21 protein-coding genes are annotated in these 24,760 nt (G+C 70.7%); 4 read left to right on the plus strand and 17 right to left on the minus strand.

Annotated features, from left to right (window positions below; all coding sequences use genetic code 11):
• Positions 1 to 46 precede the first annotated feature (46 nt).
• The 3 genes from ACIREO_RS20370 to ACIREO_RS20380 form a co-directional block, all read right to left on the minus strand.
• Positions 47 to 244, minus strand: coding sequence for a DUF4236 domain-containing protein (locus ACIREO_RS20370; RefSeq protein ID WP_404111909.1), 198 nt, complete (start codon positions 242 to 244; stop codon positions 47 to 49).
• A 127-nt stretch (positions 245 to 371) separates the two neighbouring features.
• On the minus strand, positions 372 to 1,031 hold the full coding sequence (locus tag ACIREO_RS20375) for a response regulator (RefSeq protein WP_404111912.1): 660 nt from the start codon (positions 1,029 to 1,031) through the stop codon (positions 372 to 374).
• On the minus strand, positions 1,028 to 2,326 hold the full coding sequence (locus ACIREO_RS20380) for a sensor histidine kinase (protein ID WP_404111915.1): 1,299 nt from the start codon (positions 2,324 to 2,326) through the stop codon (positions 1,028 to 1,030). The genes ACIREO_RS20375 and ACIREO_RS20380 overlap by 4 nt, the downstream gene beginning before the upstream one ends.
• 123 nt (positions 2,327 to 2,449) lie before the next feature.
• Between ACIREO_RS20380 and ACIREO_RS20385 the strand changes: the two genes are divergently transcribed.
• The 3 genes from ACIREO_RS20385 to acnA all read left to right on the plus strand — a co-directional run bounded on the left by ACIREO_RS20385 (position 2,450) and on the right by acnA (position 7,225).
• Complete coding sequence (locus tag ACIREO_RS20385) at positions 2,450 to 3,367, plus strand: ABC transporter ATP-binding protein (protein WP_404111918.1); 918 nt, start codon at positions 2,450 to 2,452, stop codon at positions 3,365 to 3,367.
• Positions 3,364 to 4,212, plus strand: coding sequence for an ABC transporter permease subunit (locus tag ACIREO_RS20390; RefSeq protein ID WP_404111921.1), 849 nt, complete (start codon positions 3,364 to 3,366; stop codon positions 4,210 to 4,212). The genes ACIREO_RS20385 and ACIREO_RS20390 overlap by 4 nt, the downstream gene beginning before the upstream one ends.
• A gap of 298 nt (positions 4,213 to 4,510) precedes the next feature.
• Complete coding sequence (gene acnA, locus ACIREO_RS20395; RefSeq protein WP_404111924.1) at positions 4,511 to 7,225, plus strand: aconitate hydratase AcnA; 2,715 nt, start codon at positions 4,511 to 4,513, stop codon at positions 7,223 to 7,225.
• 84 nt (positions 7,226 to 7,309) lie between these two features.
• Here the strand turns inward: acnA and ACIREO_RS20400 are convergent, their stop codons facing one another.
• Complete coding sequence (locus ACIREO_RS20400; RefSeq protein ID WP_404111927.1) at positions 7,310 to 7,768, minus strand: polyketide cyclase; 459 nt, start codon at positions 7,766 to 7,768, stop codon at positions 7,310 to 7,312.
• 144 nt (positions 7,769 to 7,912) lie between these two features.
• Here ACIREO_RS20400 and ACIREO_RS20405 point away from each other — a divergent pair, with 144 nt between their 5' ends.
• Positions 7,913 to 9,142 carry an ROK family protein gene (locus tag ACIREO_RS20405; RefSeq protein WP_404111930.1) on the plus strand — a complete coding sequence of 410 codons (1,230 nt, stop codon included), beginning with the start codon at positions 7,913 to 7,915 and terminating at the stop codon, positions 9,140 to 9,142.
• Positions 9,143 to 9,224: 82 nt separating this feature from the next.
• Here ACIREO_RS20405 and ACIREO_RS20410 read toward each other — a convergent pair whose 3' ends face one another.
• The 13 genes from ACIREO_RS20410 to ACIREO_RS20470 all read right to left on the minus strand — a co-directional run bounded on the left by ACIREO_RS20410 (position 9,225) and on the right by ACIREO_RS20470 (position 24,560).
• Complete coding sequence (locus ACIREO_RS20410; protein ID WP_404111933.1) at positions 9,225 to 10,052, minus strand: endo alpha-1,4 polygalactosaminidase; 828 nt, start codon at positions 10,050 to 10,052, stop codon at positions 9,225 to 9,227.
• On the minus strand, positions 10,049 to 10,711 hold the full coding sequence (locus ACIREO_RS20415; RefSeq protein WP_404111936.1) for a spherulation-specific family 4 protein: 663 nt from the start codon (positions 10,709 to 10,711) through the stop codon (positions 10,049 to 10,051). The genes ACIREO_RS20410 and ACIREO_RS20415 overlap by 4 nt, the downstream gene beginning before the upstream one ends.
• Positions 10,708 to 11,634 carry an NAD-dependent epimerase/dehydratase family protein gene (locus tag ACIREO_RS20420; RefSeq protein ID WP_404111939.1) on the minus strand — a complete coding sequence of 309 codons (927 nt, stop codon included), beginning with the start codon at positions 11,632 to 11,634 and terminating at the stop codon, positions 10,708 to 10,710. The genes ACIREO_RS20415 and ACIREO_RS20420 overlap by 4 nt, the downstream gene beginning before the upstream one ends.
• A 7-nt stretch (positions 11,635 to 11,641) precedes the next feature.
• Positions 11,642 to 12,355, minus strand: a complete 714-nt coding sequence (locus ACIREO_RS20425) for an NDP-sugar synthase (RefSeq protein WP_404111942.1) — start codon at positions 12,353 to 12,355, stop codon at positions 11,642 to 11,644.
• Positions 12,356 to 12,388: 33 nt separating this feature from the next.
• Positions 12,389 to 13,390 (minus strand): GDP-mannose 4,6-dehydratase, encoded by a 1,002-nt coding sequence (locus ACIREO_RS20430; protein WP_404111945.1) that lies wholly within the window; start codon positions 13,388 to 13,390, stop codon positions 12,389 to 12,391.
• A 106-nt stretch (positions 13,391 to 13,496) separates the two neighbouring features.
• Positions 13,497 to 14,933 carry a hypothetical protein gene (locus tag ACIREO_RS20435; RefSeq protein WP_404111947.1) on the minus strand — a complete coding sequence of 479 codons (1,437 nt, stop codon included), beginning with the start codon at positions 14,931 to 14,933 and terminating at the stop codon, positions 13,497 to 13,499.
• A complete protein-coding gene (gene pelF / locus ACIREO_RS20440; protein WP_404111950.1) occupies positions 14,930 to 16,453 on the minus strand; it encodes a GT4 family glycosyltransferase PelF in 1,524 nt (507 codons plus the stop codon). The genes ACIREO_RS20435 and pelF overlap by 4 nt, the downstream gene beginning before the upstream one ends.
• A gap of 98 nt (positions 16,454 to 16,551) precedes the next feature.
• A complete protein-coding gene (locus ACIREO_RS20445; RefSeq protein ID WP_404111953.1) occupies positions 16,552 to 18,693 on the minus strand; it encodes a hypothetical protein in 2,142 nt (713 codons plus the stop codon).
• 485 nt (positions 18,694 to 19,178) lie between these two features.
• Complete coding sequence (locus ACIREO_RS20450; RefSeq protein ID WP_404111956.1) at positions 19,179 to 19,706, minus strand: hypothetical protein; 528 nt, start codon at positions 19,704 to 19,706, stop codon at positions 19,179 to 19,181.
• A gap of 359 nt (positions 19,707 to 20,065) precedes the next feature.
• Positions 20,066 to 21,445 (minus strand): GH1 family beta-glucosidase, encoded by a 1,380-nt coding sequence (locus tag ACIREO_RS20455; protein ID WP_404111959.1) that lies wholly within the window; start codon positions 21,443 to 21,445, stop codon positions 20,066 to 20,068.
• Positions 21,446 to 21,454: 9 nt separating this feature from the next.
• Positions 21,455 to 22,309 (minus strand): carbohydrate ABC transporter permease, encoded by an 855-nt coding sequence (locus tag ACIREO_RS20460; RefSeq protein ID WP_404111962.1) that lies wholly within the window; start codon positions 22,307 to 22,309, stop codon positions 21,455 to 21,457.
• Positions 22,310 to 22,314: 5 nt separating this feature from the next.
• Entirely contained in the window at positions 22,315 to 23,286 is a 972-nt protein-coding gene (locus ACIREO_RS20465) for a carbohydrate ABC transporter permease (RefSeq protein WP_404111965.1), read from the minus strand.
• An 11-nt stretch (positions 23,287 to 23,297) separates the two neighbouring features.
• Positions 23,298 to 24,560, minus strand: a complete 1,263-nt coding sequence (locus ACIREO_RS20470; RefSeq protein ID WP_404111968.1) for an ABC transporter substrate-binding protein — start codon at positions 24,558 to 24,560, stop codon at positions 23,298 to 23,300.
• Between the last annotated feature and the right edge of the window lie 200 nt (positions 24,561 to 24,760).

The following is a 24,760-nucleotide window of genomic DNA, read 5'->3' on the forward strand; positions in this document are numbered from 1 at the left end:
GAGATCGGCCGAACGGGTGAGGTCGGCCGGGACCGCCGCTGTGAGGTCAGCCGCGACGGCGGCGCGTCGTCCTCCGCCAGCCGAACGGGCCCGGCAGGTCCATGGATGTGGTGCGCCGGCCGGTGCTGCTCGTGGTGCGCCTCGGTCCGTGCCCTCCGCCGGTCGTGAGGGACCACGAGCGGCGGTTGATGTTCAGCCGGACGCCCGGGAGGATGTGGAAGCTCTTTCGGAAGGTGAGCGGCATCTGTGCCTCCTCTGTCAGGAGTACGGGTATCCCGACGCCGCCGGGTCATGCGTGAGGACCCGCCCTGACCGTCGCCGGCCTCGGCCGAGCCGCCTGGGTACCGTCGAAGGGCTGCGACGGAGTTCGCTCAGTGGGACGGTGCCACCAGCCCCGCCTCGTAAGCGAGGATCACGAGTTGCACCCGGTCACGTGCGTCGAGCTTGGCGAGCAGCCGGGTCAGATAGGTCTTGGCGGTGGCAACGGTGATGGAGAGCTGGTCGGCGATTTCGGCGTTGGACAGGCCCTTGCCGACGAGGGTGAGCACCTCACGTTCCCGGTCCGTGATGCGTTCGATTTCCGTCTGCCGTGGCGGCGTCGCTGTAGGACGGTCGGCGAACTCCCTTATCAGTCTGCGGGTGACGCTCGGTGCGATGAGGGCGTCCCCGGCGGCGACGATACGGACTGCGGCGAGGATGTCGTCCAGGGCCATGTCCTTGACCAGGAACCCGGATGCGCCGGCGCGCAGCGCTCCGTAGACGCAGTCGTCGTCATCGAAGGTCGTCAGGACGACAACGCGTGCGGTGCTGGTGCCGGTGGTGATCAGACGGGTGGCTTCGATGCCGTCCATGCCGGGCATCCGGATGTCCATCACCACGACGTCGGGGGTGAGTTCCCCGGTCAGCCGGACCGCTTCGGCGCCGTCTCCGGCCTCGCCCACGACCTGGACGTCCGCGGTGTCGGTGATGACCATCTGCAGAGCGGCGCGGATCAGCGGCTGGTCGTCGGCGAGTACCACGCGGATGGTCATCTGGCCCCAGCCTTCGCTTCGGGTTCGGCGCCTGCCGCTCTCGGCAGCGGTAGCCGGGCGGCTACCCGGAAGCCGCCCCCCGGACGCGGCCCTGCGGTGAATCGGCCGTTCAGCAAGGCGATCCGCTCGCGCATGCCGAGCAGGCCGAATCCGGTGTCCGTGTTCTTCGGGTTCGCGCCGCAGCCCTTTCCCCGGTCGACGACCTCGACGACGAGTTCGTCCTCGCGGTACTCGACTTTCACCTGGCAGTGACCGGCAGCCGCGTGTCGTACGACGTTGGTCACCGCCTCCTGGACGATGCGGAACGCCGCGAGGTCGATGTCCGCGGGGAGCGAGCGTCGCTTGCCCTGCCACCACACCTCCACGCGGACACCGGCGGCCGTCGTCGTCGCGGCGAGCGGTTCCAGATCCGCCAGACCGACGGCCGGCCGCAGAGGAGCCTGTGCATACCCCTGGTCGTGGCCGGCCGGTTCCTGATCCCGGGTGGCGGGCTCCTGCTCCTGGTCAGCCTGGCGCAGTGCGCCCAGCATCCGCCGCAGTCCCGCCAGCGTCTCGCGCCCTACGTGTTCCACGGCCGTCATCGCCTCGCGGGCCCTGGCCGGCTGTGTCTCCACCACTCGGGCCGCGGCTCCGGCTTGCAGCGCGATGATGCCGATGCTGTGGGCGACCGTGTCGTGCATCTCGCGGGCGATGCGAAGCCGTTCGGCGGTGATCGCCTGGGCGGCGGCCCGGGCGTGCAGCTCTGCGGTGTGGGTACGGGCCTGGTGCACCGAGTTGCCGATGAGCCAGGCGATGATGGCCGTCAGGGCGACGAACGGTTCGGAGGCGGTGCCGGATTCCTCTCCTCCCGCGGCCCACCGCAGGACGAGGTATCCGGCGAGCACGCCCAGTGTTCCGGCGGTCGCGGTGATCGCGGTGCGCCGGGGCCGGGCGGCCGCGACATAGCAGAGGGCGACATCCACCCCCAGAAACTGCAGGGGCAGAATCTCGTCCTGCCGCCAGGCCAGCGACGAGACGACCGTGCCGACGATCACCAGACCGTACGCCACCGCGGTCCGGCGGCGCAGCAGCGCGCTGCCGGTCAGGACCGCCAGGAAGGCAACGGCGAGCAGCGCCTGGGCCGTGAGCGAGTCAAGGCCGTCCCGGGGGTAGCTGAGGGAGTACTCATTCCGCGGCGGCATCAGGACGTACTCCACGATGGGCTGCACTGCTGCCACCACCCACACCAGCGCCGTCCACAGGCCCGGTGGTATGCGCTTGAGCAGCGGCAGGGGCGGAGGTTCTGAGGCGGGCATGCGCAGATCGTAAGCGCGTACACGCTGTGGGGCGTCGGCCTGCGGTCGTACAACCAGGGTCGACACCACGCCCGGCGATTGTCAGCCCCGGTCCGACGGCAAGTGGGGGCGGCGAGCGGCAGCATGGGCGCCGTGATCGAAGTCAGCGAACTCACGAAGCGATACGACGGCACGACAGCCGTCAACGACCTCACCTTCACCGTGCGTCCCGGTCAGGTGACCGGTTTCCTCGGGCCGAACGGCTCCGGAAAGAGCACCACGCTCCGGATGATCATCGGCCTGCACGAGCCCACCAGCGGCACGGTCACCATCGAGGGCCGGCCCTTCCGTGACCGCCCTCGCGGCCTGCGTCATGTCGGCTCCCTCCTCGACGCGCACGACGTACACGGCGGGCGCAGCGCGGCGGCGCATCTGTGGGCGCTGGCCCGCAGCAACCGCATCCCGCGGCGCCGGGTGGAGGAGGTGCTGCGGGAGGTCGGTCTCGCCGAGGTCGCCCGGCGCCGCATCGGCGGGTTCTCGCTCGGCATGAAACAACGGCTCGGCATCGCGTCCGCCCTGCTCGGCGACCCACCGGTGCTGCTCTTCGACGAGCCGCTCAACGGCCTGGACCCTGAGGGAGTGAAGTGGGTCCGTGAGCTGTTCAGGCGGCTCGCCGCCGAGGGTCGTACCGTGTTCGTCTCCAGCCATCTGATGTCGGAGATGGAGCACACAGCCGACCGGTTGGTCGTGATCGGCCGGGGCGAACTGCTCGCGGCGGAGAGCCTTGCGGAGTTCTCGGCCCGCGGCACCCGGCGGAGCGTCACCGTGAGCACGCCCGCCGCGATCGCCCTGAGGGACCTGCTGACGGCCGAGAGCGCGGCCGTGCACGTGGAGGGCGAGCAGCTCACCGTGACAGGCCTGACCGCGGCGCGCATCGGCGAGGTCGCCCGACAGCACGCTCTGCCGCTGCACGAGCTCAGTACCCGCTCCGCCTCGCTCGAAGAGGCATTCATGGAGCTCACCGCCGACCGTGTCCAGTTCTCCGGAGGAGAGCCCCGATGACCGCGACCACCACGACAACGAACGTTCCCGGCGGCGAACAGTCCACCCCCGGCCGCCTCGCCCGGTTCCGCGACCTGGTCGCCGCCGAGTGGATCAAACACCGTTCGCTGCGCTCGACCTGGATCGCTTACGGGGCCACCGCCCTGGCGGTCGTCGGCTTCAACGCGGGCGTCGCCTACGACACATACAGCCACTGGGTGCCGGGGGACCGCGTTTCCTTTGTGAGGGACGGGATCTCGTTGCAGGAGGCGTTCACCTCGAACGCCGCCGTGCTCATGGCCCTCGCCCTCAGCGCCATCGGCGCCCTGGTGATCGTCGGGGAGTACAGCACAGGCACCAACCGGATGACATTCGCGGCCGTTCCGGCCCGCCGCTCGGTGATGGCGGCCAAGGCGGTCGTCGTCACCGTGGTCACGACGGTCTTCGGCACGGTCGTCGCCGGTGTCTCATTTGCTGTGACGCAGGCCGTTCTCGATCTCCGGGACGCGGGCGTCTCCATCGGTGACCCGGGAGCATTCCGTGTCGTCCTGGCCTCCGCACTCCTCGCGCCCGTGTGCGGGCTCGCCGGTCTCGCGCTCGGCGCCGTCATCCGGCACACCGCCTCCACCATGGTCACCTCGGTAGTGGTCCTCCTGGTGCTGCCGCTGTTCCTGGCCGACGGCCGCCACTGGTCGGCGGTGGCCGGGCACGCCCTTCCCTACCGTGCGTGGCTCCGGCTCGTCGATGTCGGCTACTCCCCGCCGGCCTTCCCGTGGACCGTCGGCGGAGCCTGGATGGTCTACGCGGTGTGGGCGTGCGCCGCCTGCGCGGTCGCCGTCACCAGCGTGCAAGTGCGAGACCAGTGAGTGGTCGAAGGGTACGGCGCCTTCCCGGGTGGGGCCGGTCGGCATCGAAATGTACCGGTCCCGTCGCGCGCGCCATCGCGGTGCGGCGCAGAACACGGGCTCCCGGGCATGACCGCGCGGCGGCGATGTACTAGAGTTATCTCGACATCGAGATATCTGCCGAGGCGCACCGCAGCTGCCGCTCGGTAAGGGTTACCTAACTAATCCTTACCTTAGCGGATGGTGGGGGCCGCAGGCGGCGCCGGCCGCACATGAGGCGCGGCGCGGTTGAACGCGCACATTGAAGAAGGAGACTGTCGTGTCGGCGAACAGCTTCGACGCCCGCAGCACACTGCAGGTGGGCGACGAGTCGTACGAGATCTTCAGGCTGGACAAGGTCGAGGGCTCCGCGCGCCTCCCTTACAGCCTGAAGGTGCTGCTGGAGAACCTGCTCCGCACCGAGGACGGCGCGAACATCACCGCCGACCACATCCGCGCCCTGGGCGGCTGGGAGCCGCACGCCCAGCCCAGCCGCGAGATCCAGTTCACGCCGGCCCGCGTGATCATGCAGGACTTCACGGGTGTCCCGTGTGTCGTGGACCTCGCCACCATGCGTGAGGCCGTCAAGGAGCTCGGCGGCGACGCGACGAAGATCAACCCGCTGGCGCCGGCCGAGCTGGTCATCGACCACTCCGTCATCGCCGACAAGTTCGGTACCAACGACGCGTTCGCGCAGAACGTCGAGCTGGAGTACGGACGCAACAAGGAGCGCTACCAGTTCCTGCGCTGGGGCCAGACCGCCTTCGACGAGTTCAAGGTCGTCCCCCCGGGCACCGGCATCGTCCACCAGGTCAACATCGAGCACCTGGCGCGCACGGTCATGGTCCGTAACGGCCAGGCGTACCCCGACACCCTCGTCGGCACCGACTCGCACACCACCATGGTCAACGGCCTCGGCGTGCTGGGCTGGGGCGTCGGCGGCATCGAGGCCGAGGCCGCGATGCTCGGCCAGCCGGTCTCCATGCTCATTCCGCGCGTCGTCGGCTTCAAGCTGACCGGCGAGCTCCCGGCCGGCACCACCGCCACCGACCTCGTGCTGACCATCACCGAGATGCTCCGCAAGCACGGCGTCGTCGGCAAGTTCGTCGAGTTCTACGGTGAGGGCGTCGCCGCCACCTCCCTCGCGAACCGCGCCACCATCGGCAACATGTCGCCGGAGTTCGGCTCCACCGCCGCGATCTTCCCGATCGACGACGAGACGCTGAAGTACCTCCGCCTGACCGGCCGCGACGCGCAGCAGGTCGCGCTCGTCGAGGCGTACGCCAAGGAGCAGGGCCTCTGGCTCGACCCGGCCGCCGAGCCGGACTTCTCCGAGAAGCTGGAGCTCGACCTCTCCACGGTCGTCCCCTCCATCGCCGGCCCGAAGCGCCCGCAGGACCGCATCGTCCTCGCGAACGCCAAGGCGCAGTTCGCCCAGGACGTGCGCAACTACGTCTCGGACGACGAGGAGGCGGGCAAGGAGTCCTTCCCGGCCTCCGACTCCCCGGCGGCCACCAACGGTGTCCCGTCGAACCCGGTCACCGTCACCGCCCCCGACGGCACGACGTACGAGCTGGACCACGGCGCCGTCACCGTCGCCGCGATCACCTCCTGCACCAACACCTCGAACCCGTACGTCATGGTCGCCGCGGCGCTCGTGGCGAAGAAGGCCGTCGAGAAGGGCCTGACCCGCAAGCCGTGGGTCAAGACCACCCTCGCCCCGGGCTCGAAGGTCGTCACCGACTACTTCGACAAGGCGGGCCTGACCCCGTACCTCGACAAGGTCGGCTTCAACCTCGTCGGCTACGGCTGCACCACCTGCATCGGCAACTCCGGCCCGCTGCCGGAAGAGGTCTCCAAGGCGGTCAACGACCACGACCTGGCCGTCACCTCGGTGCTCTCCGGAAACCGTAACTTCGAGGGCCGGATCAACCCCGACGTCAAGATGAACTACCTGGCGTCCCCGCCGCTGGTCGTCGCGTACGCCATCGCCGGTTCGATGAAGGTCGACATCACCAAGGACGCCCTCGGCGTCGACCAGGACGGCAAGCCCGTCTTCCTCCAGGACATCTGGCCCTCCGAGGCCGAGGTGAACGACGTCGTCGCCAACTCCATCGGCGAGGACATGTTCAACAAGTCCTACCAGGACGTCTTCGCGGGCGACGCCCAGTGGCAGGCGCTGTCGATCCCGACCGGCAACACCTTCGAGTGGGACTCCGAGTCCACCTACGTGCGCAAGCCCCCGTACTTCGAGGGCATGACGATGGAGACGACCCCGGTCGCGGACATCACCGGCGCCCGGGTGCTCGCCAAGCTGGGCGACTCGGTCACCACCGACCACATCTCCCCGGCCGGTGCGATCAAGGCCGACACCCCGGCCGGCAAGTACCTCACGGAGCACGGCATCGAGCGCCGTGACTTCAACTCCTACGGCTCGCGCCGTGGTAACCACGAGGTCATGATCCGCGGCACCTTCGCCAACATCCGCCTGCGCAACCAGATCGCGCCGGGCACCGAGGGCGGGTTCACCCGCGACTTCACCCAGGCGGACGGCCCCGTGTCGTTCATCTACGACGCCTCGCAGAACTACCAGGCCGCGGGCACCCCGCTCGTCATCCTGGCGGGCAAGGAGTACGGCTCCGGCTCGTCCCGTGACTGGGCGGCCAAGGGCACCGCGCTCCTGGGCGTCAGGGCCGTCATCGCCGAGTCGTACGAGCGCATCCACCGCTCGAACCTCATCGGCATGGGCGTCCTCCCGCTCCAGTTCCCGGAGGGCCACACCGCCGAGACCCTCGGCCTGACCGGCGAGGAGGCCTTCTCCTTCACCGGCGTGACCGAGCTGAACAACGGCACCACGCCGACCACGGTCAAGGTCACCACCGACACCGGAGTGGAGTTCGACGGCGTCGTCCGCATCGACACCCCCGGTGAGGCGGACTACTACCGCAACGGCGGCATCCTGCAGTACGTGCTCCGCAGCCTGATCCGCAAGTAGAGGCACCGCGAAGTGAGCGAGGGCCGCACCCCCCGGGGTGCGGCCCTTCGCCGTGGCCCGCGACGACCGGGCCGGCAGCGTCGATCACTCGACGTTCCGCGCGAGGATGCCGAGCGTCGCGCGCAGCCCGGCCTCGGGGATGACCGGGAAGACCCCCTTGTCCCGGTACCTCTCCTCGATCTGGCTCCAGTCGTAGTACGAGGTCACCAGCGTCCCGCGCTCGCTGGGTTCCAGGCGATAGCCGTACAGGTGCTTGATCGGCGGCTGGATCGTGCCGGAGATCGTCCACTCGATGTGCGCGTCCTGCTCGAACCGAGTGATGATCACCGTGACGTCGTACTTTCCCATCGGGATGTCGTTGAGCGACTCCCGGTCCATGTGCACGACGAACTCGTCGCCCACCTCGCGCACCGGCTCCCCGTCGGCGGACTGGAGCATCCCCGAGCTGTCGATCGTCACGTGACCCTGCGGGCGGCAGAGCAGCGCGAACACCGTGTCGGGCGCGGCCGCCATGTCTCGCTGTACCTCGAAGCGTTCTGTCATGCCTTCACCCTCGCACGGCCCGCGCCCAGGGCCGTGCGAGGAGGGGGTAGGCCGGGCGACACGGTCGCGCGGCATCCGTGCCGCCAGGGCCGTCAACCGGCTCCGCTCCTGGTGGGAGCGGACATCGCCTAGGCTCGAAGCCTGATGAAGAACAACCTCACCTCGCCGGCGGCCAAGGCCGGACACGAGTCCGTGCGCCGTCACAACCTGAGCCTGGTCCTGCGGACCGTCCGTGACGAGGGCGAGGTCACCCGGGCCCGGGTGGCGACCCTCGTGGGGCTGACCAGGGCCGCCGTCTCCTCGCTCGTCGAGGAGCTGCTCTCCCTGGACTGCCTCAGCGAGTCCGGGAAGACGTCCGGGGGAGGCGCCGGCCGGCCCGGCACCGTGCTGAAGCTCTCCCGCACGGGCCCGGCCGGGCTCGGCGTGGAGATCAACATCGATTACGTCTCCGTGTGCGCCGTCGACCTCACCGGCACCGACCGGGTCCGGGTCACCGAGCACACCGATCACCGCAACGTCCCGCCCGCCGAGGTCCTGGCCCACGCCGCCCGGCTCACCGACCGGGTCATCGCATCCACCCGGGAACAGGAGCTGAGGGTGGTCGGCGTCGAGCTGGCGCTGCCCGGGCTCGTCTCCGGCGGTGTCGTCCGGCAGGCCCCCAACCTCGGCTGGATCAGGGTCGCGGCCGAGGGCATCTTCGGACAGGCGCTGAGCACACTGCGCCCGGCAGGGCGGGCGCTGGCTGTCGGCTCCGACAACGAGGCCAACCTGGCGGCCCTGGCCGAGCTGTGGTTCGGCGGACTCGGCGGCGTACGCACCTTCCTCTATCTCACCGGTGAGATCGGCGTGGGCGGCGCGCTCGTCGTGAACGGCGAAATGCTGCGGGGCGCCCACGGGTTCGCCGGCGAGATCGGGCATGTCGTCGTCGATCCGGCGGGACCCCTCTGCCGGTGCGGCGCACACGGCTGTCTGGAGCAGTACGCCGGCCGGGCGGCCCTTCTCCGGGCGGCCGGAATCGACCCGGACACCGGTGTGCGCGGGATCGGGGAGCTGGAGCAGCGGGCCGCGGCCGGCGACGAGAGGGCAGTCACGGCCCTGAGCGAGGCGGGGGACCGGATGGGCGTGGTGCTGGCCGGCGCCGTGAACCTCTTCGACCCGGAGGCCGTCGTCCTCGGCGGGATCTACCGCAGCCTCATGCCCTGGCTGGAGAAGTCCGCGGACGCCCAGCTGACCGCACGGGTGGTGTCGGGCCGCTGGCACGAGAACGGCAGCCGGCTGCGAGCCTCGTCCGTCTCCGGCGACGCGGCGCGGGGCGCGGCGGCCCGGGTGATGTACGAGGTGCTGGAGAACCCGGGGGCGTACGCGGCGCGGTGACGGGTGCGGCCACCGGCGGATGGGGACGGCGGCGGGCGGCGCCGGGCCGCCGGGACGGAGACCGCCGCACAGCGCCACCTGTTCAGCAGGCCCTGCGCCAGGCCCCCAGCTCCCACTTCTTACGCATGGAGGAGAGCCCCAGCCTGCGGGACTCGGGGCAGAAGCGATGGGTCGGCTCGGTGTACTCCACGTGGAAGACCGCCTTGCCGGCCTCGATGAACGGTGTGAGCCGCGCGCACTCGCCGTACTGGGCGCACTGTTCGTTGACCGCGAAGTCGAAGGCGTCCACCAGGTGCGGGATCTGCGCCAGATCGTTCTTCAGACCCACCGCCAGGCCGCGTTCATGGGCGATCGAGGCGATCATACGGTTGTACCTCAGCTGGTCCCGCGCGGTGAGCGGGAAACCGGTGTCGTCGGCGTACCCCTCCACCAGGTCGGGTTCCACCGCGTCGAAGCCCTTCTCCCGGCACATGTCGAAGCGCCGTTCCATGACCGGCCGCAGCAGGGAGATCCGCCGGATGTCGAGCCAGCGCTCACCCTGCCAGCCGTTCGGCCCGCCCAGTACCGAAGCGGGGAAGGCGTCCTTGTCCGGCCGGTAGTCCTCCCAGGCGCCCACGTTGATGTAACAGATCACCTTGCGGCCGCCGCGGTGGAGCCGGGCGACGTCCGCGGCGTCGTTCTCGAAGCCGTCGATGTCGTAGACCGGCACATCGGCTGCCGCGGCGTCGACCTTCCCGTCGAGCTGCCACTGCCAGGCCAGCCCCGGCCGGGGCTGCCACCGGCTCTGCGGCGGCTCGACCGGCGCCGCCCCCCGGCTGCCGCCCGGAGCGGAGCAACCGGCTGGCGCGGCCGTCACCGAGACCGCCAGCACGGTGAGCAGGGCCGCCCACGCCCGGGCTCCGCGCCTCACCGCTCCGCTCCGGTCAGCACCGGTGTCAGCCGGGACCACGGGTTGGGTGGTCCCCCGGTCACCGGACCGGACACGGCGGCGCCACGCTCGCGAGCAGTGCGCACAGCCAGAGGTGCCAGCGCAGCGGGCACGCCGTACACCAGATGGCAGAAACGGTCGGGCGGATGACGCGCTGTCCAGGCAGCTCTGCTGAACGCCGACACATAGACGGACCAGGGGCCCTCGAAGGTGACGACGAGATCGGCGATCCGGGCGTAACCGGGGGCCGGATGCACGCCCGGATTGAGGACCACGGGCGACGCGCCCTGCCGGCGTAGCGCACGCACCAGCTTGCGGTAGGCGGGCAGCGCGCTCCCTGCCGCGCTCACCCGGTCCAGGAAACAGCCGTCGGTCGCGTACCACTCCCGGTGCCGGGCGGCATCGGCGGTGACCTCCGCGGCGGGCCGGGCGCCGTAGTCGGTGTCCACGTAGCCGAGCAGCCGGACGCCCGCTGAGCGCAGCGCGCCCGCGGCGGAGACGAAGGCGGCATCGGGACCGCCGCCCGGCCCGTCGGCGGGGTTGAGCACGACGGCGTAGGTGAGGTCGGCCGCCGTGGTGAGCCGGTGCCAGGCGGCCGGGTCCACGGCCGGGTGGACGTACAGCGGGATCAGCAGGCTCATGACGGCAGTTCGCTTCTCTCACGGGAGGACGGGGAGGGGGTGCCGTCCGACCACAGCGCCGTCAGCGACTCCCGGAGCGTGTACGAGGGCCGCCAGTCGAGAGCCGTCCGGGCGGTGGAGATGTCGGAACACTGCCAGGACACCTGCTCCGAGCGGACGGAGCCGGCGCCCTGCTCCTCGATGTGTCCCCCGAAGACCGCGATGTCCGCGAGCGTGCGCACCAGGTCGCGCACCGGTACGGCCTCGCCGCCGCTGATGTTGAGCACGCGCGGCAGTGGCCCGGGCGCCGTGACGGCCCGCTCCACCGCCCGTGCCACGTCGCGCGCGTCGACGAAGTCGCGGTACGCCGAGAGATCCCCGAGGCGGAGCACCGCGTCCCGGGCCGCGCCCGCCTCACGCAACATCCGGGTGACCCTGCCGGGCAGCCCGGCGGGCGGTGCCCCGGCCCCCACCGGGTTGCCGACCCGGAGGACGAGCGCGTCCAGGCCGGAGGTCGAGACGGCGACGGTGCCGGCCAGCTTCGTGGCGCCGTAGACGCTGAGAGGGCGGGTGGCCGCCGACTCCGGCACCGGGACCCGGCCGGCCCCCGGACCGTACTCGGCCGCCGAACCGAGGTGGACCAGCCGGGCCGAGGGGCAGGCCAGGGCCATCGCCGAGCACAGGACGGCCGGCCCTCGGGCGTTGGCCTCCGCCAGCGTCACCGGGTCGCCCCCGGTCGCGCCGGCGCAGTTGACCACGGCGTCCGGCGCCACCGACGCCAGGCGCTCCGCGAGCCGGCCGGCGGAGTCGGTGGCGAGGTCGACGGGGACGTCGGCGGCCGGGGACCTGCCGCCGGCGAGGACCCGCGCGCCCCGGAGGGCGCCGAGCCGCTCGACGACGTGGGTCCCCAGATAGCCGGTGGAGCCCAGAACAAGAATGCGCATACGGTGTTCAGGCTCCCTTGAGCAGGAGGGACTTGCGGCTGGTGAACTCGGCGTTGGCACGGTCGTAGTCGTCGGGACGGCCGATGTCCAGCCAGTAGCCGTCGAAGTCGTAGGCGTGCGGCGGGTTGCCGGAGGCCAGCAGGTCCAGCACCAACTCGTCGAAGCCCAGCGGCAGCCCGGCGGTGTACCCGTCGAGTGTGGACCGGGTCAGCCCGTACACCCCCATGGAAACGCGGTAGTCCATGCTCGGTTTCTCGGTGAAACCGACGACCTTGCTCGCGTCGGTGGTCAGCACACCGAAGTCGATGAGCACCTGGCGTGCGTACGTGGCGATCGTCAGAGGTCCCCCGGAGAGCTCGTGGCGGTGGAGGACGTCGGCGTAGTCGAGATCGGTGAGGATGTCCCCGTTCATCACCAGGAAGTGTTCCGGCAGCCGCTCACGCATGGTCAGCAGGGGCCCCATGGTCCCCAACGGGGACTCCTCGGTGGAGTAGTCGACTCTCAGCCCCCACTGGGAGCCGTCGCCGACGTAGGCCCGGATGATCTCGCCGAGATGACCTATGGCGATGGTGCATCCGGTGAATCCGGCCGAGGCGAGCTGGCGCAGGACGATCTCGAGGATGGCGTGCTGGTCGCCGATGGGCACCAGCGGCTTGGGCAGGGCCGTGGTGTAAGGACGCAGCCGGACACCCTTGCCTCCGGCCATGATCACTGCGTACATGGTCTTCCCCCTTGCTCGACGTGCGGGACGTGGTCAGATGTTGTAGATGCCGGTCTTGTAGCGGGCGAGGTTCTCCGGCTCGCGGAAGAACTCCACCGTCCGCGCGAGGCCTTCCTCCAGGCCGTGCGCCGGGCTCCAGCCGGTCGCCGCGCGCAGCCGGCCGGCGTCGGCGACCAGCCGCATGACCTCGGAGTTCGCGGGCCGCAGCCGCTGCGTGTCCTCGCGGACGTCGAGCGCCGTGTCCATCACCTTGCCGATGAGGGTGACCAGGTCACCGACGGAGATCTCGCCGCCCGTCCCGGCGTTGAAGGTGCGGCCCACGACCTGCTCGGCGGGCGCGGTGCCCACGGCCAGGAACGCCTGCGCGGTGTCCTTGACGAAGGTGAAGTCGCGGGTGGGACGCAGGTCGCCGAGGGTGATGGTCCGCTCCCCGGCCGCGACCTGGCCGATGACGGTCGGGATCACCGCCCGCATGGACTGCCGCGGCCCGAAGGTGTTGAACGGCCGCAGTGTCACCACCGGGGTGTCGAAACTGGCTTGGTAGCTGTCGGCCAGCCTGTCCCCGCCCGCCTTCGAAGCCGCATAGGGGGACTGGGTGTTGATGGGGTGGTCCTCGGTGATGGGCACGGTCTGTGCGGTGCCGTAGGTCTCGCTGGTGGAGGTGTGCACCAGCCGCGGTGTGCCTGCCGCCCGTACCGCCTCCAGCACGTTCAGCGTGCCGGTGACGTTGGTGTCCACATAGCTGTGGGGCGCCCGGTAGGAGTACGGGATGGCGATGAGGGCGGCCAGGTGGTAGACGCTTTCGGCCCCTTCGGTGAGATGGCGGACCGAGCCCGGGTCCCGGACGTCGCCGAGGACGATCTCGACCTCACCCAGGACATCGGGCGAGAGGGTCTCCAGCCATCCGTACGAGGAGAAGGAGTTGTACTGCGCCATGGCCCTCACCCGGTGACCGGAGGCGACGAGCGCCTCGGTGAGGTGGGAACCGATGAAGCCTTCGGCTCCGGTGACGGCGGCGAGCGGTGGGGCGGTCAAGGTGGATCCTTCCGGTGGTCGGTGAGTGGTTCCGGGTCGCGGGCCGCGGGCGGTTCGCGAAGACGTACGGCGGTGCGGTGGCACGTGCGCGGCCGGTGAGGCGACTTCAGACGTGGGCTGCCGGGCGGCCCAGCTTCCGCACGGCCACCGCGGTGAGACAGAGCGCGGCGCCGCCGCAGCACAGCGGCAGAACCGCGGCGACCGCCGGGGCGCCGGTCAGCATCACCGCGCCGGCGAGGGCGGCCGCGGTGAGACACAGGGCGGCCGGCGGCCATGCGACGCCGAATGCCTGGAGCAGCAGGGAGATCCACAACGCGGCGGCGAGCAGCAGCAGGGTGACGGGCTCGGCGTCCACGAGCAGTGAGGCCGGCGCGAGCGCGCCGAGGTACACCAGCAGGCAGCCGGCGAGAACGGCGGCGGACCGGGCCCGGAACGCGGCGGGCGTCCTCGTGGACCGCAGAGCCGCCACCGACAGTCCGCGGTAGCGGTACAGCAGCCACTCGGCCGGGCCCATGCTCAGGGTCAGCACGATCACCGCCCAGGGATGGTCCCGGCCCGCCAGGAACACCAGCGACCCGGCGGCCAGTCCGAACAGCCCGTACGGCAGGGACGGCCACAGACCCGGACGTGTGGCACCGGGAGCGGCCGGGGCCGCACGGGTGGCGCGCAACGCCCAGCCGGCCGCGGCCACCGCGCCGAGGAGCGACAGCAACGGCAGCCCTGCCCGGAGCACGTCACCGGGCTCCCACCACGGCAGCGCCGTCCCGCCGGCGGTGACCGGCACGAGGACTGCCAGCAGCAGCCGCTCGCGGCCCAGTACGAGCAGCACACCGGCCGCCGCGAGATAGGCCGACTGGGCCGCGACGGCCAGCACGGTCACGCTCGACCCCGAGAGCGCGGCTCCGGCGGCCGTCGCCGTGACGGCGCCCAGCGGCGCTCCCTTCGCCAGGGTGCGGCCCGCCTCCCGGCGCCCGGTCGCCAGGCGCACGTACGCCCGGTGACCCAGCGCCTGGTTCCATGCCCAGGAGATCAGTCCGGCCACCACCAGCGCCCGTACCGTGCCGTCGGAGGGCAACAGCCGTCCGGCGAGGGCGTAGGCGAGGCCGGGCAGCGCGAACAGCAGGCCTCGCAAGGCGCAGCGCAGATGGTCCGGCCGCCAGGGATCGGCGGGCCGCGGGGGCTCGGGGAAGGTCCGCGGTACGCGCCGGTACAACGCCGTCGCCAGCGAGAACAGGTCGGTGTGCCCGTACTTCTCCTGGATCACCTCACCGGTGAGCCCCTCGGACTCCAGCAGCGCGGCGACCTCGTACGGGTGGACGGCGGGCGCGACGCGGTCGGCCAGTTCGGCGGCGAGCCTGTCCACCGTGTCGCGCCGCGCTCCGTGGCCCGGCAGGACCAGGGCCAGCGTGTGCTGGTCGGTGACGCGCCGTGCGGGGCCCCGGTCCTCGGCGAGGCGCAGGGCGAGCGTACGGTTGTCGGCCAGGCGTAAGGCCAGGGTGTCCTGCTCCGCGCCGCCCGGCTCCAGGGACATGGGCCCGCTCATCCGGCCGCGCTCCTCACCGGTGATCTGTCCGTCGTCGCCGGCGCCTGTTCCTCGAAGGCCGCGGGAGCGCCCCCACCGCCGGAGACCGACAGCTCCAGGTAGATGGAGCGGAAGGTGTCGATGGTCTGCCGGAGGGTGAACTGCTCGATCACCCTGAGCCGGGCGGCCTCGCCCATCGTGCGGCGCCGCTCCGCGTCGGCCAGCAGCTCCAGTGCCGCGGCGGCCATCGCGGCCGGATCGCGGGGCGGCACCACGAGACCGGTGTCGCCGACGGCCTCCCGGACACCGCCCACGTCCGTGGAGACGGTCGCCCGCCCGCAGGACATGGCCTCGATCAGGGTGAAGGGGAAGCCCTCGCTGATGCTGGAGAGCATCACGACGTTCCCCGCCGCGTAGGCGTCCTTGATGTCCTCGACCCGGCCCTCGAAGGTGACCGCGTCGGCGTGGCCCAGCTCCGCGGCCAGTGCCTCGCACCGGTCCCGGTACCCCTCACCGCCGCTCGGCGTGCCGCCGAAGAGGCGCAGCCGCGCGGCGGGTATCCGTGCCCGTACGAGCGCGAAGGCGCGGATCAGGGTCTCCAGGTCCTTGATCGGGTCGACACGGCCCGCCCAGCTGAGCACGGGATCGGCCGGCTCGGGGCCGGCGGGCGGGAACGCGGCGGGGTCCACGCCGTTGTAGACCGTCCGGATCGACGCCGGCGCGGCACCGCCGCGCTCCTCCCAGAGCCGGTTGTAGCGGTTGCCCGGGGTGATCAGTGCGGCCCGCCGGTACGTCTCCTCCGCCAGGAGCCGGAAGAAGCCCAGCACGAGTGCCTTCACCGGCCACCGGTAGGGGGCGGTGCGGTATCCGAGATAGCGCTCGCGCAGGTAGACGCCGTGCTCGGTGAGCAGCAGCGGCACACCGTGCCGTTCAAGCGCGGCGAGGCCCGGAAGGACCGCCACGCCTCCGCTGACCGCGTGCGCCACACCCGCTTCCGGGAACGGTGCGGCCAGCGGCCGCAGCGCGTGCTCCAGCAGAGTGGTCGCCGTCACCGCGTCCTGCAGGGTCGGACGGGCCTCGCATACCGCGAGGCCGGGGCGGTTCCACAGGGCCGTCAGGACGCCGATGGCCCGGTCCCCGCGAAGGAACGGACCGAGCCGGCCGTCCTGGGCGGCCCGTGCGAGCGCGTACAAAGCCGGGCCGAAGCCGTCCTCGGCCTGCGGGTCGAGCAGCGCGGTCAGGAACCGCTCGTAGGCCTCGGTGAGCCGCCCCAGGTGGCCTCCGCGCGGGGCACGCCCGTCCGGGGCGGGGCCCCACATCGGGACGGAGACGACGCGGCCGACGTGGGCGGGGACGTCCCAGACGACCGGCTCGCGGCCGGTGCCGGTGACGGCGATCACGTCGAAGGCGATGTCGGGCATGCCGGTGACGAGCTGGTCGCACCAGACGCTCACGCCGCCGTGACTGTGCGGGTAGGTGCCTTCGGTGAGCAGGGTGACACGCGACGCGCCGGGGTGTCGCGCGCCGTGGGGAAAGTGCATCGGTGTGCTCCACGGCCGGGAGGTGGGGTGTCGGGCCCGGGGGTCGCGGGCCCGTCCCGGCCGCCGTACAACGGCCGGGACAGGAGGGCGTGTGCCTGTCAGCGCTCCGCCGCGTACGGAACCTGTTCCTCGACGCCTGCGGGCACCTCGGTCCGGGGTGCGGCGGGCGTCGAGGCGGGCGTCAGGTCCGGCTCGGCCGCGGTGATCGGCGTACCGGCGGCCGTGGGCAGGTCCAGGGTGTACGGCAGGCCTCCGGCAGGGGCAGCGGCCCAGCCGGAGACCGAGCCGGCGTAGGAGGACCCGAAGGCCGCGCCGGTGTGCTGGGTGCCGGCGGGCATGGTGGCCGCGAGCGCCACACCGTCGGGTGCCTGTACGGTCACGCTGTCGCCGATCCGGTAGGCGGTGACCTGGCCCGCCTCGACGGCGGCCCGCCAGGCGGCCCGGCGCTGCGTCTCGACGCCGATGTCCTTCATCCGCAGGTTCACCACGGGGGTGTCATCGGTGAACAGGCCGTCGTAGGCGTCGAGTACACCGTCGAGGACCGGATAGGCGATGCGGCCCTCGGCGAGGTTCGACTGGTGGATGAAGTGCGGCTTGACGTCGTTGGCGAGGACGTGGCCCAGCGCGATCCGGGTCTCCAGCGGCACGATGTGCTCGGCGTAGCCGGTGGCGGTGTCCAGCGGCTCGGGAAGACAGGTCGAGGTGGCGGGGTTGTCCTCGCAGATCCCGCTGCCGCCCTGGGCGCGGCTGGTGTAGATCCAGTTGTACTCGTCGACCTGTTCGGCCGGCTGCGCCGCGTTGTAGAAGATGTTCACCGGGTAGCGGGAGACGGTCGTGGCGGGGCCGACCTGACGCTGCACGGGGTCGCGGGAGTTGTCCGATCCGAGCCACTCGATGCCCGTGTCCGAGAGAGCGGGCCCCAGGTTGGGGTTGTCCACCGGCTGCTGGGGGGTCACCTTCAGACCGGAGTGCTCACCGGTGATCAACTCCTCGCTCTGCAGGGGGAGTCCGGCCGCGACGCCCCACGCCTCATTGGCCGCGATCTCATCGATGATCTCGTTCCGGCTGACCCACCGGGTGGAACCGTCCGCGTTCGTCGCGCACTGCCACGGCACCACGGAGGTGTTCTGCACACAGCCCAGGAAGGCGTGGGTGTACGTGTGGTTGATCCAGCGGAACTGGTCGCGGTCGGTCATCAGCTTGTCGGCGAGGGGGTCCTGGCCGCCGTTGTCCTCGCGGTGGTCCACGGTGCCTGAGGCGTTGTAGGCGAAGTCGAGGGTGAACTCCCGGCTGTTCTGCCAGGAGGTCGCGTGGTCGACGTCGGCCGGGACCATGCGGATCGGGTTAGGAGTCCCCTCGCCCGGCTGGCAGTCCACGTCTCCGGGGGTGCAGTCGAGTGCGGAGTCCCAGCGGTCGTCGGCGGCGAAGACGTCGTCGACGTGGACCGTGAAGTAGTTGCGGTCGGCGCCGAGGTGCACCCCGCCGGTCATCCACTCCACGATGCCCCGGGCCAGCAGCCGGTACTGCTGCTGGTACTGGTTGTAGACGAAGGTGACGACGAGTTCGCGCCGCCCGTCGTGCCGGTACTCGCCCACCAGGGACCCCTTCGTCGTCCTGCCGGGGATGGTGGCCTGGACGTAGGGGACGAAGTCGGCGCCCGCCGCCGGCGTCGAGAGGTAGGCGTAGGACTCGCCCACGGTGGGGGAGTTGTCCTCGAAGGGGACAGCGCCCTCCAGGTAGCCGAAGGCCCCGGCCTGGCCGGCCTGCGTCACCTCGGCCTGCACCCCGTCGACGCTGCCGGCATAGCCCGTACCGACCGCCGCGTTGAGCCCCACCTGGGGACGGGCGTAGGTGTAGGCGTCGACCTGCGGGATCGAGTACGTCTGTTCGTAGGTCGCCAGGGCCGCCATTTCGGCGGATCCCGTGGGGAACGGATTGTCGTTGGGCAGCACGACGGCCTGGTACTTCGCGCGCGGTCGGCCGGCGACCGTGTCGGCGAGGAAGTCCGCGTCGATCGCGGCCCGGCCGGAGTCCGCCAGGTCGACCTCGGTGTAGGGCGTTCCGGCGTTCTCCAGTTCGGCGGCGATCGCGGCGGTGGACGGCCCCCCGTCGCTCACGACCAGCACGCGCAGATCGACGCGCGGTGGCGGATCGTCCGCCCGTGCGGACGCGGCCGGCAACCCGATCGTCGCCATCAGTGTGCCCAGTACGAGCGCGGTGGTGCCAATGGTCCGCTTCATGCGGTGAAACCCCTCCCCAGGGCAGGGAAGGGCGAGCTCCTTCCGGAGCCTGCCCCGCCCCCACGACAACGCCGTCGCCCCCCTGAGACGCCGGTCATCGACGTATACGTCGCCTCACATAGTGAGGGCTATGTGGATATTCTGTGTTCCCGCTCGGGAACTTGGCGGAAAAGCGTATGTATAGCGCAATGCGACAAGATGGTCGGTGCGAGCGGTGCGGAGCCCCTCGACGGGCGGGTGCGAACCCGGGTGCGAGCTCGTGTGCTGCGGCGGAAGCCGTACGGCGGTCCGGGGGCCGTCGTACGGCGCAGAGACGGGGCGTCAGTGGTCTGGACCAAAGTGCCGACCGTCGTGCAGCCGGATCAAGTCATCCCCGGGGCGGCATGCCGACGGCGGCCGACGTGGAGCAGGGCCGGCCGCCGTCCTCGTTCCTGAAGCCCCCGCTCAGCGCGGGCGTGCGCCGCTCGGGGCGCACAGGGGCGCGCTCACGCGCACAGCACGCGGGTCTCGGGCGTGTAGACCGGACCGCTGCTGAGGCTGGTGCTGTCGCTGAACTCGGCGTAGAAGTAGGAGTAGAAGCCGATGTTGCCGTTGCAGCCGGAGTCGGCGGCGACCTGCAGGGTCAGGGTGACGGTGCGGCTCTGGCCGGGCGGGATGGTGGTGCCGTAGTTCCCGCCGAGATCCGCCGGCCCGGTACCGGAACACGGGACGGCTCCGGTGTCCGTCGCCACACTGCAGCCGGTGAAGCTGTACGTGAGGTCGGGGCGCTGGGTGGTCAGCCAGGTCGGGTCGATGGTCTGGTAGATGAACCAGATGTCGTACGTGTGGTTGTTCTTCATCGTCATGGACAGGTTCACCGCACCGCCGGGCGTGGTGGTCACGGCGTCGGTGCTGAACGACAGCTCGGCCGAAGCCGGGTCGGCGGCGCTCGCGGAGGGCGCCAGGCCGAAGAGGGCGAGGGCGAGAGCGATGACCGTGGCGAGACCGAAGCGTCTCGTGCGAGTGAGTCTCATGGCCCGGGAGATTAGGCACGACCTGGACACATCGTCTGCACTCATGGGCACGTCACACACACGGGGCGGCTGAAAGTGGCTGTGTAGTGAAGATCTCGTGCAGGGCCTTCACATGAAGGCGCGGGAGGCTTCCCTCGCAGTTCAACGCCGTGGCATGGCACGGATACGGAGAGTGGTCGTGAGTGCCCTCACCGGAGCCGCGCCCTGTGCGCCAATGGCGGATTCCGGGTGGCTCGTGACCGCACCGCGGCCGTCACCATCGGGCCGGGCCGCGTGGTGGCCGAGGGGCCCGGGCCCGGCACATGCCACGGGGCGTACGCGATGCCGCACGCGTACGCCCCCGGGCCGAGCTCAGGTGATCAGGCCTTGTGCGCCGCGATCAGCTGCTGATACCAGCGGTAGCTGTCCTTCGGGGTGCGCTCCAGGGTGTCGTAGTCGACCCGGATGATCCCGAACCGCTTCGCATAGCCCAGCGCCCACTCGAAGTTGTCCAGCAGCGACCACACGTAGTACCCGCGTACGTCGACACCGGCGTCCATGGCCGCGCGCAGTGCCGTCAGGTGCGTGCGCAGATACTCCACCCGGTCCGCGTCGTGGACGGCTCCGTCCGCCTCGACGCTGTCGAACTCCGCCGAGCCGTTCTCCGTGATGTGCACCGGAGGCAGGGAGTCGCCGTACGTCTGCTTCAGCACGGTCAGCAGGTCCGTGAACGACTCAGGGACGACCGGCCAGCCCATCGCGGTGCGCCGCACGTCCGGGTACTGGCCCTCCGCGTAGCGGTTGTCGGTGGCCACCCGCAGCTCCGGATCCGCCTCGCGGTGCGGGGCGGCGGCGACGACGATCGGCCGGTAGTAGTTGATGCCGAGGAAGTCCATCGGCTGGGAGATCAGCTCCAGGTCGCCCTCGCGGCGGAAGTCCTGGCCGGTGATCAGCTCTCCCCAGGTCTCCTCGTCGGTGGCCGGGTAGCGGCCCGCGAGGATCGGCTCCGTCCACACCAGGTTGTGCTGGGTGTCCGCGCGGACCACGGCGGCGAGGTCGGCGTCCGACTCCGTGGCCGGGACGTTGCGGTCCAGGTTGAGGGTGATGCCCGCCTCGCGGACACCTGCCGCGCGCAGCGCGGTCATCGCGTGGCCGTGGCCGACCAGCAGGTGGTGCGCGGCGGCCAGGGCCCCGCGGCCCTCCTTGGCGCCCGGCGCGTGCCGGCCCACGGAGTAGCCGAGGAAGGCGCTGCACCAGGGCTCGTTGAGGGTGATCCAGCGCGGCACCCGGTCGCCCAGGTGCTCGGCCATGATCGCGGTGTACTCGCCGAAGCGCTCCGCCGTCTCCCTGACCCGCCAGCCGCCCTTGTCCTCCAGGGCCTGCGGCAGGTCCCAGTGGTAGAGCGTGGCGGCCGGCTCGATGCCCGCCTCCAGGAGGGAGTCGACGAGCCGGGAGTAGAAGTCCAGCCCCTTGGGGTTGGCCGCTCCGCTGCCCGTGGCCTGGATCCGGGACCAGGCGATGGAGAAGCGGTACGACTCCACACCCAGGTCGCGCAGCAGCTCCACGTCCTCCGGGTAGCGGTGGTAGTGGTCGCAGGCCACGTCACCGGTGTCGCCGCCGTCGGTGCGGCCGGGCAGATGGCTGTAGGTGTCCCAGATGGACGGCCCACGGCCGTCTTCATCCACGGCGCCCTCGATCTGGTACGAGGCCGTGGCCGCGCCGAAGACGAAACCGGGCGGGAAGACCGGGAACTCACTCATGGAAGACCTTTACTTGACCGAGCCGCCGGTGATCCCGGCGGCGATGTACTTCTGGGACAGGACGAGGAGGACCGCGGCGGGCACCGCCGAGAGCACGGACGCGGCCATGACCGAGCCCCAGTCGCCGACGTGCGCGCCGATGTACTGGTAGATGCCCAGGGTGATCGGCTTGACGTCGTCGGTGGTGTTCAGCGTGAGCGCGAACATGAAGTCGCTCCACGCGTAGAGGAACGAGAACAGCCCGGCGGTGATCAGCGAGTTACGGCTCATCGGCAGGACGACCTGGACGAACGTACGGATGCGGCCCGCGCCGTCGACCTCCGCGGCCTCGATGACCTCACGCGGGATCGACACCATGAACGACCGCATCAGCACGATCGCGAAGGGGATGCCCAGCGAGGCGTCGGCGAGCATCAGGCCGAAGTAGGAGTTGACCAGGCCGAGGTCCACGTACGCGCTGTACAGGGCGTTGGCGATGACGATGCCCGGCACCATCTGGGTGATGAGCGTGCCGAAGACGATCGTCTTGCTGCCGCGCAGCTTGAACTGGGCCAGGCCGTACGCCGCCGGCGCGGAGATCGCCAGACAGATGGCCACGGCGCCGAGCGCCACGGCCAGCGAGGTCAGCAGGTTGCCGCCCTGCTCCGTGATGGCGGAGGTGAATCCGGAGAAGTCGATGCCCGTCGGGACCGGGCCCACGTCGACCAGGCTCGCGTCCGGCTGGAGCGCGGTGTTGATCATCCAGTACAGCGGGAACAGCATCACCGCGAGGACGACGACGCCGAAGACGGTCGCACCCAAGCGGCGCTTCGGCCGGTGAATGGCGGGAGCCGGGGCGGCGGGGATCTGGGTGGTGGTCGCCATGCCGGTCACTTCCCCTCGTTGCGGTTGACCCGCAGGTAGAACACCGCGAAGACGGCGGAGATCAGGATCAGGATGTTGCCGACCACGGCACCGGCCCCGAAGTCCATCTGGACGAAGGAGTTCTGGTACGTGAGCGTGCCGAGCGTCTGCGTGGAGTCGGCGGGCCCGCCGTCGGTGAGGGCGAGGACCAGGTCGAGGATCTTGACCGTCGACATGAAGCCGAGCACCAGCACCACGGTGATGACGGGCTTGAGCATGGGCAGGGTGACCGAGCGGAACGTGCGCCAGGCGGACGCGCCGTCGAGCGCGGCGGCCTCGTTCAGCTCCTTGGGGACCTCCTGGAGGCCGCCGTAGAGGATCACCATGTTGAACGGGATGCCGATCCAGATGTTCACCAGGATCACCGAGACGAGCGCCATGCTGGTGCTGGTCAGCCAGGGGGTGTCGCCCGGGAGTCCGACGGTGCCCAGGAAGGAGTTGAGGACACCGGTGTCCTGGTCGAAGATGCGCCGCCACACGATGCCGGAGACGACCATCGGGACCAGCCACGGCAGCAGGATCAGCGAACGCAGGATCCCGTTCAGTGGGAAGCGGCGGGTGAAGAAGACGGCGAGGGCCAGACCGATGCAGAACTGGCCGACGAGCGATCCGACGGTGAAGAGGATCGTCTGCCACAGGGCCTTGCCGAACAGCCCGTCGTTGAAGACGTTGCTCCAGTTGTCGAAGCCGTTGAACGGCGCCTCACCGGTGAAGAACGTGGACGGCGAGTAGTCCTGGAAGCTCATCACGATGTTGCGGACGAGCGGGTAGCCGAAGAAAAGCGCCATGAAGATCACGGCGGGGGCGATGAACCCCCACTGGGCGAGTGTCCTGCGCCGCTTGGCGTTCCGCGGGTTCACCGGCTCGGCGGCCGCGCCGGCCGCGGGGGCCTTCGGGTCGGCCGGCAGCGCGGCGGCTGAGGCTGTGGTGGATGACATGGTTCGTTACCTCAGTTCCCGCTCTTGACCTGCTGCTGGGCACGCTTCAGCGCGGCCTCGCTGGACTCGCCGGTGAGCGCCGACTGGAAGGCGCTCTGCAGGGCGAGAGACACCGACGACCACTGCGCACCGACCTTCGCGGTACGGGACCGGGCCGTGGCGACCTGGTCGGCCAGCGCCGCCAGCTCGGGGGTCTTCTTCCGCCAGATGTCCGCTGCCTTGGTGTTGGCCGGGACCATCCAGCTGTTGATGGCGTAGGAGACTTCCTCCTGCTCACCCGACATGCAGCCGATGATCTTGGCGGACATCTTCTCGCGCTCGGTGTCACCGGTGTTGGGCACGGTGAGCACACCGCCGCCCAGCGGTCCGACCGAGTCGTCGCCGGCCTCGGGGACCGGGATCTCGGCGATGCCCCAGTTGAGCCCCTTCTTGGAGTTCAGGGTCTCGACCTGCCACGGGCCGTTGATCATCATGGCCGCGTTGCCGGCCATGAACTGGTCGTTCACGTCCGCCTGGGTCCAGTTGACCGTGGACTTGGAGAGCGAGCCGTCCTTCAGGAGCGCCTTCCAGTAGTCCAGGGCCCCGGCGACCTCAGGGGTGTCGAGCTGTGACTCGTCGCCGCCGTTGGACCACATGAACGGGGTGAACTGGAAGACACCGTCCTCCGCACCCCCCGCGCTCAGCGCCAGGCCGTACCGCTTGCCCTGGGTCAGCTTCTTGGCGGTCGACTGCATCTCGGCCCAGGTGGTGGGCACCTTCAGGCCGGCCTTGTCGAGGGTGTCCTTGTTGTAGAACAGCGCCAGGGTGTTCACCGTGCGGGCGGCCCCGTAGTACTCCCCGTCGAACGAGCCGAAGTCGACGATCCCCTCGGGGATGTCCGTCGTGGTCAGCCCGAGGTCCTTCAGCGGGATCAGCCCGCCGGCCTCGGCGAAGGTCGGCATCTCGGAGGCGTCCAGCTGGAGGACGTCCGGCAGGGACTTCGAGGACGCCATGCGCAGCGCCTTGGTCATCAGCTGCGCGGCCGGCACGCTCTGCTGCTCGATGGTGACCCCGAGCTCCTTGCTGCATCGCTTGAGGGTGTCACCGTCCCAGCGGTGGTACGACTCGTCGGTCGAGGAGTTCATGACGGTGTAGACGTCCTCGTCCCGCTGCTGGCCGCACCCCGACAGAACGGTGCCGGCGACGATCGCGGAGACGACGGTGAGAGGGACGACGATCCGCCTGCTGCGACGGCTGCGGCGTCCGGTCCGCCCGTCGGGGGAAGGTTCTGTCACGGTGGTGCCCTTGCGGTGAGAGGGGGGCCGGGGCCCATGGGAACGCTCCCACGGCCTCTTAGTCAAGTCCCTGCGCGGATCCGGCGGTGTCACGGAGGGGATGTGCCCGGGGTGCCCGGTGGTGGTGTGTCACCGTGGGGCGCCCCGGGGGTGGTGTCAGCGGACGCCGATGAGGTGTTCCATGGCGAGCTGGTCGAGGG

The organism is Streptomyces sp. NPDC102441 (assembly GCF_044765585.1).
In the GTDB taxonomy this organism is placed as follows: Bacteria; Actinomycetota; Actinomycetes; order Streptomycetales; family Streptomycetaceae; genus Streptomyces.